The 9,937-nt window shown below is 41.1% G+C and carries 9 protein-coding genes and 2 pseudogenes; all 11 read left to right on the forward strand.

The features are described from left to right. The first annotated feature begins 20 nt into the window (after positions 1 to 20). The 11 genes and pseudogenes from HT715_RS11855 to cbpJ all read left to right on the forward strand — a co-directional run bounded on the left by HT715_RS11855 (position 21) and on the right by cbpJ (position 9,779). Positions 21 to 301: pseudogene (locus HT715_RS11855) on the forward strand (transposase). Between the two features lie 120 nt (positions 302 to 421). Next, positions 422 to 1,300, forward strand: coding sequence for a mevalonate kinase (gene mvk, locus HT715_RS04705; protein ID WP_000163312.1), 879 nt, complete (start codon positions 422 to 424; stop codon positions 1,298 to 1,300). Continuing rightward, a complete protein-coding gene (mvaD, locus tag HT715_RS04710; protein ID WP_000373448.1) occupies positions 1,282 to 2,235 on the forward strand; it encodes a diphosphomevalonate decarboxylase in 954 nt (317 codons plus the stop codon). The genes mvk and mvaD overlap by 19 nt, the downstream gene beginning before the upstream one ends. Continuing rightward, positions 2,222 to 3,229, forward strand: coding sequence for a phosphomevalonate kinase (locus HT715_RS04715; protein WP_000562398.1), 1,008 nt, complete (start codon positions 2,222 to 2,224; stop codon positions 3,227 to 3,229). Before mvaD ends, HT715_RS04715 begins: the two co-directional genes overlap by 14 nt. Further along, positions 3,213 to 4,223: a type 2 isopentenyl-diphosphate Delta-isomerase gene (gene fni, locus HT715_RS04720; protein WP_000210663.1), complete on the forward strand. Its 1,011-nt coding sequence runs from the start codon at positions 3,213 to 3,215 to the stop codon at positions 4,221 to 4,223. Before HT715_RS04715 ends, fni begins: the two co-directional genes overlap by 17 nt. 76 nt (positions 4,224 to 4,299) lie before the next feature. Then, positions 4,300 to 4,998, forward strand: a complete 699-nt coding sequence (gene liaF / locus HT715_RS04725) for a cell wall-active antibiotics response protein LiaF (RefSeq protein ID WP_001224643.1) — start codon at positions 4,300 to 4,302, stop codon at positions 4,996 to 4,998. Then, positions 4,995 to 5,990: a sensor histidine kinase gene (locus HT715_RS04730; protein WP_000743655.1), complete on the forward strand. Its 996-nt coding sequence runs from the start codon at positions 4,995 to 4,997 to the stop codon at positions 5,988 to 5,990. The genes liaF and HT715_RS04730 overlap by 4 nt, the downstream gene beginning before the upstream one ends. Positions 5,991 to 6,003: 13 nt before the next feature. Next, positions 6,004 to 6,636 (forward strand): response regulator transcription factor, encoded by a 633-nt coding sequence (locus HT715_RS04735; protein ID WP_000698420.1) that lies wholly within the window; start codon positions 6,004 to 6,006, stop codon positions 6,634 to 6,636. Then, positions 6,637 to 7,299: pseudogene (locus tag HT715_RS04745) on the forward strand (DNA alkylation repair protein). It abuts the gene before it with no gap. 426 nt (positions 7,300 to 7,725) lie between these two features. After that, the gene (locus tag HT715_RS04750; RefSeq protein WP_202795742.1) at positions 7,726 to 8,769 is read left to right on the forward strand and encodes a serine protease; all 1,044 of its coding nucleotides are present in this window, start codon (positions 7,726 to 7,728) and stop codon (positions 8,767 to 8,769) included. 17 nt (positions 8,770 to 8,786) lie between these two features. Beyond that, positions 8,787 to 9,779 carry a choline-binding protein CbpJ gene (cbpJ, locus tag HT715_RS04755; protein ID WP_000771146.1) on the forward strand — a complete coding sequence of 331 codons (993 nt, stop codon included), beginning with the start codon at positions 8,787 to 8,789 and terminating at the stop codon, positions 9,777 to 9,779. The last annotated feature ends 158 nt before the right edge of the window (positions 9,780 to 9,937 follow it).

Consider the following 9,937-nt stretch of genomic DNA (forward strand, 5'->3'; position numbering starts at 1 on the left):
ACCCCTATGCCTCTTGGGAGATTGAACCCTATTTCTCCAAACACCGCACCTATAAATGGCCGAAACGAGTACTTGTTAATGAGACTTTGTACGTCACTAAAACAGGTTGTCAATGGCGCATGCTCCCTCACGACTTTCCTCTTTACTTAACGGTATGGAGTTTCTTTCGTCGTTCTATGACGACAGGTTGGTTCCAGGTCAATGGCAGATGGTACTACGCGCTTATAGCTCAGGTGCCTTGGCAGTGAATACGACTGTAAATGGCTATTCTGTCAACTATAATGGCGAATGGGTTCAATAATGAAAGAAGCGATTGTGAATGGAAACAATCGCTTTTTTTGTGAAAATATAATAAAATAGATAGGAAAGAATTAATACTTGTATGAAAAATAAGACGTTTTTCGTCTAGTAAAAGGAAAAAATGACAAAAAAAGTTGGTGTCGGTCAGGCACATAGTAAGATAATTTTAATAGGGGAACATGCGGTCGTTTACGGTTATCCTGCCATTTCCCTGCCTCTTTTGGAGGTGGAGGTGACCTGTAAGGTAGTTCCTGCAGAGAGTCCTTGGCGCCTTTATGAGGAGGATACCTTGTCCATGGCGGTTTATGCCTCACTGGAGTATTTGGATATCACAGAAGCCTGCATTCGTTGTGAGATTGACTCGGCTATCCCTGAGAAACGGGGGATGGGTTCGTCAGCGGCTATCAGCATAGCGGCCATTCGTGCGGTATTTGACTACTATCAGGCCGATCTGCCTCATGATGTACTAGAAATCTTGGTCAATCGAGCTGAAATGATTGCCCATATGAATCCTAGTGGTTTGGATGCTAAGACCTGTCTCAGTGACCAACCTATTCGCTTTATCAAGAACGTAGGATTTACAGAACTTGAGATGGATTTATCCGCCTATTTGGTGATTGCCGATACGGGTGTTTATGGTCATACTCGTGAAGCCATCCAAGTGGTTCAAAATAAGGGCAAGGATGCCCTACCATTTTTGCATGCCTTGGGAGAATTGACCCAGCAGGCAGAGGATGCGATTTCACAAAAAGATGCTGAAGAACTGGGACAAATCCTCAGTCAAGCGCATTTACATTTAAAAGAAATTGGGGTCAGTAGCCCTGAGGCAGACCATCTGGTTGAAACGGCTCTTAGCCATGGTGCTCTGGGTGCCAAGATGAGCGGTGGTGGGCTAGGAGGCTGTATTATAGCCTTGGCAGATAATTTGACACACGCACAAGAATTAGCAGAAAGATTAGAAGAGAAAGGAGCTGTTCAGACATGGATAGAGAGCCTGTAACAGTACGTTCCTACGCAAATATTGCTATTATCAAATATTGGGGAAAGAAAAAAGAAAAAGAGATAGTGCCTGCTACTAGCAGTATTTCTCTAACTTTGGAAAATATGTATACAGAGACGACCTTGTCGCCTTTACCAGCCAATGTAACAGCTGACGAATTTTACATCAATGCTCAGCTACAAAATGAGGTCGAGCATGCCAAGATGAGTAAGATTATTGACCGTTATCGTCCAGCTGGTGAGGGCTTTGTCCGTATCGATACTCAAAATAATATGCCTACGGCAGCGGGCCTGTCCTCAAGTTCTAGTGGTTTGTCCGCCCTGGTCAAGGCTTGTAATGCTTATTTCCAGCTTGGTTTGTCTCGGAGTCAGTTGGCACAGGAGGCTAAGTTTGCCTCAGGTTCTTCTTCTCGGAGTTTTTATGGACCACTAGGTGCCTGGGACAAGGATAGTGGGGGAATTTACCCTGTAGAGACAAACTTGAAACTAGCTATGATCATGTTGGTGCTAGAGGACAAGAAAAAACCAATCTCTAGCCGTGACGGGATGAAACTTTGTGTGGAGACTTCGACGACTTTTGACGACTGGGTTCGTCAGTCTGAGAAGGACTATCAGGATATGCTGATTTATCTCAAGGAAAATGACTTTGCCAAGATTGGAGAATTAACGGAGAAAAATGCTCTTGCTATGCACGCTACGACAAAAACAGCATCACCAGCCTTTTCTTATCTGACCGATTCATCTTATGAAGCGATGGACTTTGTTCGTCAACTTCGCGAGCAAGGAGAGGCCTGCTACTTTACTATGGATGCCGGTCCTAATGTCAAAGTTCTTTGTCAAGAGAAAGACTTGGAGCATTTATCAAAAATCTTCGGTCAACGTTACCGCTTGATTGTGTCAAAAACAAAGGATTTGAGTCAAGATGATTGCTGTTAAAACTTGTGGAAAGCTCTATTGGGCAGGTGAATATGCTATTTTAGAGCCCGGACAGTTGGCCTTGATAAAGGCCATTCCCATCTATATGAAGGGCGATATTGCTTTTTCTGACAGCTACCGTATTTATTCAGATCTGTTTGATTTCGCAGTAGATTTGGCGCCAAATTCTGACTACAGCTTGATTCAAGAAACGATTGCTTTAGTGGAAGATTTCCTGACTTATCGAGGTCAAACTTTAAGACATTTTTCTCTAGAAATTCGAGGAAAAATGGAACGGGAAGGGAAAAAGTTTGGTCTAGGTTCTAGCGGTAGCGTCGTTGTTTTGGTCATCAAGGCTCTGCTAGCTCTGTATAAGCTTTCGGTTGATCAGGAGCTTTTGTTCAAGCTGGCTAGCGCTGTCTTGCTCAAGCGCGGAGACAATGGGTCTATGGGGGACCTTGCCTGTATTGTGGCAGAGGATTTGGTTCTTTACCAGTCATTTGATCGCCAGCAGGTAGCAGCTTGGTTGAAAGAAGAAAATTTGGCGACTGTTTTAGAGCGTGATTGGGACTTTTCAATTTCACAAGTGAAACCAACTTTAGAATGTGATTTCCTAGTGGGATGGACCAAGGAAGTGGCTGTATCTAGTGATATGGTTCAACAAATCAAGCAAAATATCAATCAGAATTTTTTAAGTTCCTCAAAAGAAACAGTGGCTTCTCTGGTAGAAGCCTTGGAGCAGGGGAAATCCGAAAAAGTTATTGAGCAGGTGGAAACAGCCAGCAATCTCTTAGAAGGCTTGAGCGCAGATATTTATACGCCTTCGCTTAGACAGCTGAAAGAAGCCAGTCAAGATTTGCAAGCCGTTGCCAAAAGCAGTGGCGCTGGTGGTGGTGATTGTGGTATTGCCTTGAGTTTTGATGAGCAATCAACTGAAACCCTAAAAAACCGTTGGGCCGATCTGGGGATTGAGCTCTTATACCAAGAAAGGATAGGACATGACGACAAATCGTAAGGATGAGCACATCCGCTATGCCCTTGAGCAGAAAAGTTCCTATAATAGCTTTGATGAGGTGGAGCTGCTTCATTCTTCCTTGCCTCTTTACAATCTGGATGAAATCGATCTGTCGACAGAGTTTGCTGGTCGAAAGTGGGATTTTCCTTTTTATATCAATGCCATGACAGGTGGGAGTGAAAAAGGTAAAGAAATCAATCAAAAGTTGGCTCAAGTGGCAGAAGCCTGTGGTATTTTATTTGTAACGGGTTCTTATAGCGCAGCACTCAAAGATCCAGCAGATGACTCTTTTTCTGTCAAGTCTAGTCATCCCAATCTCCTCCTTGGAACCAATATTGGATTGGACAAGCCTGTCGAGTTAGGCCTTCAGACTGTAGAAGAGATGCATCCTCTTCTCCTGCAAGTGCATGTCAATGTCATGCAGGAATTGCTTATGCCTGAGGGAGAAAGGAAGTTCAGAAGCTGGCAATCGCATCTGGCAGACTATAGCCAGCAAATTCCTGTTCCTATTGTTCTCAAGGAAGTGGGCTTTGGAATGGATGCCAAGACCATCGAGAGAGCCTATGAACTGGGTGTTCGTACAGTGGATTTATCAGGTCGTGGTGGCACCAGCTTTGCCTATATCGAAAACCGTCGCAGTGGCCAGCGTGATTACCTCAATCAATGGGGACAGTCTACCGTGCAGGCCCTACTCAACGCCCAAGAATGGAAAGACAAGGTCGAACTCTTGGTTAGTGGAGGCGTTCGGAATCCGCTGGATATGATTAAGTGTTTGGTCTTTGGTGCCAAAGCTGTAGGACTGTCACGAACAGTTCTGGAATTGGTTGAAACCTATTCAGTTGAAGAAGTGATTGGTATTGTTCAAGGCTGGAAAGACGATCTGCGTTTGATTATGTGTGCTCTTAATTGTGCCACCATAGCAGATTTGCAAAAAGTAGACTATCTTCTTTATGGAAAATTAAAAGAAGCAAAGGATCAGATGAAAAAGGCGTGACCACCGCCTTTTTTCCATCCTCAGACTGAGGTGACTTTTTTGAAGTGTGATAAAATAGAAAGGAGAGGATCAACCTATGAGAAAATTTAAAATCTTTTTATTTATCGAAGCCTGTCTTTTGACAGGAGCTCTGATTTTGATGGTTTCAGAGCATTTTTCGCGTTTTCTGCTGATTTTATTCCTCTTTTTGCTTTTGATTCGCTATTACACTGGTAAAGAGGGCAATAATCTTCTGTTAGTGGTGGCAAGCATTCTTTTCTTTTTCATCGTCATGCTCAATCCTTTTGTGATTCTAGCTATTTTTGTTGCGGTCATCTATAGTCTCTTTCTTCTTTACCCGATGATGAACCAGGAAAAAGAGCAGACAAATTTGGTTTTTGAAGAGGTTGTGACGGTTAAGAAGGAGAAAAATCGTTGGTTTGGCAATCTCCATCATTTTTCAAGTTATCAAACTTGCCAGTTTGATGATATCAATCTCTTTCGTCTCATGGGCAAGGACACCATTCATCTGGAGAGGGTGATTCTAACCAATCATGACAATGTCATTATCCTCAGAAAGATGGTAGGAACGACCAAAATCATTGTACCTGTAGATGTGGAAGTCAGCCTTAGCGTTAACTGTCTCTATGGGGATTTGAATTTTTTCAATCAGCCCAAGCGAGCCCTTCGCAATGAACACTATCATCAAGAAACAAGAGACTATCTCAAGAGTAACAAGAGTGTCAAGATTTTCTTGACTACTATGATTGGGGATGTGGAGGTGGTCAGAGGATGAAAAAACAAGCCTATGTAATCATTGCCATCACCTCTGTCCTCTTTGTCTTTTTTTTCTCCCACAGCTTGCTGGAAATCCTTGACTTTGACTGGTCTATTTTCTTGCACGATGTCGAAAAAACAGAAAAATTTATCTTTTTATTGTTGGTATTCAGCATGTCCATGACCTTTCTCTTATCCCTGTTTTGGAGAGGTGTGGAAGAGCTTTCTCTAAGAAAAATGCAGGCTAATCTCAAGCGTTTGTTGGCAGGGAAAGAAGTGGTTCAGGTTGTAGATCCAGATTTGGATGCTAGTTTTAAGTCCTTATCTGGCAAACTTAACCTCTTGACAGAAGCGCTTCAAAAGGCTGAAAATCACAGCCTTGCTCAGGAAGAGGAAATCATCGAGAAGGAACGAAAGCGGATTGCTCGGGATTTGCACGATACAGTCAGTCAGGAATTGTTTGCGGCTCACATGATTTTATCAGGCGTCAGTCAGCAGGCTTTGAAATTGGATAGAGAAAAGATGCAGATCCAGTTGCAGAGTGTCACAGCTATTTTAGAAACTGCCCAGAAGGACTTGAGAGTCTTGCTCCTGCACTTGCGACCAATTGAACTGGAGCAGAAGAGCTTGATAGAAGGGATTCAAATTCTCCTAAAAGAGCTTGAGGACAAGAGTGATCTCAAGGTTAGTCTCAAGCAGAATATGACGAAATTGCCCAAGAAGATTGAGGAGCATATCTTCCGCATTTTGCAGGAGTTGATTAGCAATACCCTCCGCCATGCCCAGGCCTCTTGTTTGGATGTCTATCTCTATCAGACAGACTTTGAATTGCAGCTGAAGGTGGTGGACAATGGGATTGGTTTCCAGTTAGGGAACTTAGACGACTTGAGTTATGGACTGCGAAATATCAAAGAGAGGGTTGAAGATATGGCTGGAACAGTTCAACTCTTGACAGCTCCCAAGCAAGGACTGGCAGTTGATATCCGTATTCCCCTGTTAGATAAGGAATGATAAAGGAGTAAAGATGAAAATTTTACTAGTAGATGACCATGAAATGGTCCGATTGGGCTTGAAAAGCTACTTTGATCTCCAAGATGATGTAGAAGTTGTGGGCGAGGCGGCAAACGGGTCTCAAGGTATTGACTTGGCCTTGAAATTGCGTCCGAATGTCATTGTCATGGATATTGTCATGCCTGAGATGAATGGAATTGACGCGACCTTGGCCATCCTTAAAGAATGGCCTGAAGCCAAGATTTTAATTGTGACTTCTTACTTGGACAATGAAAAAATCATGCCTGTCTTAGATGCAGGTGCTCGTGGCTATATGCTCAAGACTTCTAGTGCCGACGAACTGCTCCATGCTGTCCGTAAGGTGGCTGCTGGGGAGTTGGCCATTGAGCAAGAGGTCAGCAAAAAAGTCGAATACCACCGCAATCACATAGAACTACATGAGGACCTGACTGCGCGTGAGCGAGATGTTCTCCAACTCATCGCCAAGGGCTACGAAAATCAGCGTATCGCTGATGAACTTTTTATCTCTCTCAAGACGGTCAAGACCCATGTGTCCAATATCCTTGCCAAACTTGAAGTCAGCGATCGCACCCAGGCGGCTGTCTATGCCTTTCAGCACCATTTGGTGGGGCATGAAGAGTTTTAGATGAGTTTAGCAGATTTACTTGAGGAGCTAGAAGCAGCAAAAGACTCTAAAAAGCAAGACCCATGGAAGCCCATATGCGCCATCAATTTTCTTTTCTAGGTATTGCGGTGCCTGAAAGAAATAAACTCTATAAAAATATTTTCCAGAAGCGAAAAAACAAAGATTATCGATTGGGATTTTGCAGATACTTGCTGGGAAAAAGAATCTAGAGAATACCAGTATGTGGCTGCTAACTATTTGAAAGCAATGCAGTCTTATTTAAAGGACAGCGATTTGCCTAAGCTAGAGCAGTTGGTTGTTACCAAGTCTTGGTGGGATACGGTGGATATCCTAGATCGAGTAGTAGGGAGTTTGGTGTATGAGAAGCAGGAACTGGAAAAAATAATCCTCCAATGGAGCCTGTCAGACAATATCTGGTTGAGACGCGTCGCTATTGACCACCAGTTATTAAGAAAAGAGAAGACCAATACTCAATTAATGGAAAAGATTCTCCTTCATAACTTGAACCAAACAGAATTTTTTACCAATAAAGCCATTGGCTGGACTCTGCGAGACTACTCCAAAACGAATCCAACTTGGGTAACATGCTTTATTGAGAAAAACAAGGAAAGAATGGCTGAACTTAGTATCAAAGAAGCAAGCAAGTACCTCTATCGTGATTGAAAAGCGCAGTCATTAATTGAAAAGTTTACCTGTTTATGTGATAATGGAGGGTATTTACAGAAGGTGGTAGATTTCTTGATTCTATAGTAGATTGAGAACTTTAGAATAGTATGCTATAATCACATTAGGAGGATAAAAATAATGAAGAAAACGTTTTATAAAAAATTGGGTATTTCAATTATTGCGAGTACTTTATTGGCTAGCCAGTTGTCGACAGTATCTGCTTTGACTGTTATTTCTAGTACAGGTGAAGAATATGAGGTGAGTGAAACATTACAGGAAAGTCCAGAAACTAATAATTTTTCACTTCCTGAGATTTCGCCAACATATGGTTCATATTACCAAAATCAATCAGAAGTAATTATCGGTAATGATGATTTGGTTAAAATTGATAATACTCTACAATATCCGTATTCAACTTCAGCTATGGTTTTGTCTGAGTACAATGGTGTAGCCAATGGAACGAATATAGAAGGAAGAGGAAGCGCGAATTTTATTAAAGATAATGTTTTAATTACAGCAGCTCATAACTTCTACAGTCATAAATATGGAAAAGAAGCGGATGCTATTTATGTACTTCCAGCAGCTAGTCCAGATCAGGAACCATTTGGAAAGATCAAGGTTAAGGAAGTTCGTTATTTGAAAGAATTTAGAACTTTAAATTCTAGAGATGCATCGAAATATGACTTGGCTCTATTAATTCTAGAAGAGCCTGTTGGCGCAAAATTGGGAACACTGGGGCTTCCAAATAGTCAGAAAAATTTGGCTGGAACACCAGTGACGATTACAGGATATCCATCATATGATTTTGGAATTCATCAAATGTATACAGATAAAAAACAAGTTTTAAGTGATGATGGTACTTTTTTGAATTATCAAGTTGATACTTTGGGGGGATCAAGTGGATCTGCTGTTTATGATGCTAGTCACCGTGTAGTCGGAGTACATACTTTGGGAGATGAAGCTAACCAAGTTAATAGCGCAGTAAAATTAAATGAACAGAATTTATCATTTATTTATTCAGTACTTAAAGGATATTCTCTTGAAGGATGGAAAAAATTAAGTGGCAGTTGGTACTATTATAAACAACATGATAAACAAACGGGTTGGCAGAAAATAGATGATACTTGGTACTATCTAGATGCTTCTGGTAAGATGCTTACAGATTGGCAAAAAGTAAATGGAAAATGGTATTATTTGGGAACCTCTGGTTCAATGGCAACAGGTTGGAAAAATGTACGAGGCAGATGGTATTACTTAGATAATAAAAATGGTGATATGAAGACTGGTTGGTATAAAGATGGTTCAACATGGTACTATCTAGATCCTACTAATGGAGACATGAAAACAGGTTGGATAAAAGTAGGAGGAAACTGGTATTATCTTAACTCAAGTGGAGCTATGGTAACAGGTAGCCAAACTATCGATGGTAAAGTTTATAATTTTGCTTCATCTGGTGAGTGGATTTAATATTGGAGGACATATAAATGAAACTTTTGAAAAAAACTATGCAAGTTGGACTGACAGCATTTTTCTTTGGTTTGCTAGCTACAAATACTGTTTTTGCGGATACCACAGGTGGCCAATTTGTTGATAAGGATAATAGAAAATATTATGTAAAAGATGCTCATAAAGCAATCTATTGGCATAAAATAGACGGAAAAACTTACTATTTTGGTGATAAAGGAGAAATGGTAGTTGGATGGCAATACTTAGAAATTCCTGGAACAGGTTATCGTGATGATTTATTAGATAACCAACCAGTTAATGAAATCGGCCTTCAACACAAGTGGTACTATTTTGGACAAGATGGGGTACTACAAGAATTTGTTGGCTGGAAAGCATTAGAGATTAAAACAAAAGACAGTGTTGGAAAAGAGTACGGGGAAAAACGTGAAGATTCAGAAGATAAAGAAGAGAAGCGTTATTACACGAACTATTACTTTAATCAGAATCATTCTTTAGAGACAGGTTGGCTTTATGATCAGTCTAACTGGTATTATCTAGCTAAAACAGAAATTAATGGAGAAAACTATATTGGTGGTGAAAGACGTGCAGGTTGGATAAATGATGGTTCAGCTTGGTACTACCTTGATCCAACAACTGCTGCAATGCAAACAGGATGGCAATATCTAGGTAATAACTGGTACTATCTCCGTTCATCAGGTGCTATGGCAACTGGTTGGGTGAAAGATGGTTCAACTTGGTATTATCTAGATGCTCAAAATGGTGATATGAAGACAGGTTGGGCTTATGTTGGTAACAGTTGGTACTACCTTCGTTCATCAGGTGCTATGGCAACTGGTTGGGTGAAAGATGGTTCAACTTGGTACTACCTAAATGCAAGTAATGGAGATATGAAGACAGGCTGGTTCCAAGTCAATGGTAAATGGTACTATGCCTATGGTTCAGGTGCTTTAGCTGTTAATACCACAGTAGGTGGTTACTACTTAAACTATAATGGCGAATGGGTTAAGTAATGAAGGCTAATGGTAAACTGTGATGGATATTTAACTTTGTATAATAGGTGGATAAAAGTCTTTAAAATAGGAAAAAACGCATAATATTAGGTGAACTGCACCCCAAAAGTTAGACAGAAGAAATCTAACTTTTGGGGTGTTTTTATTATGAAATTAAC

It is taken from the genome of Streptococcus sp. 4155, from assembly GCF_013276695.1.
In the GTDB taxonomy this organism is placed as follows: domain Bacteria; phylum Bacillota; class Bacilli; order Lactobacillales; family Streptococcaceae; genus Streptococcus; species Streptococcus pseudopneumoniae.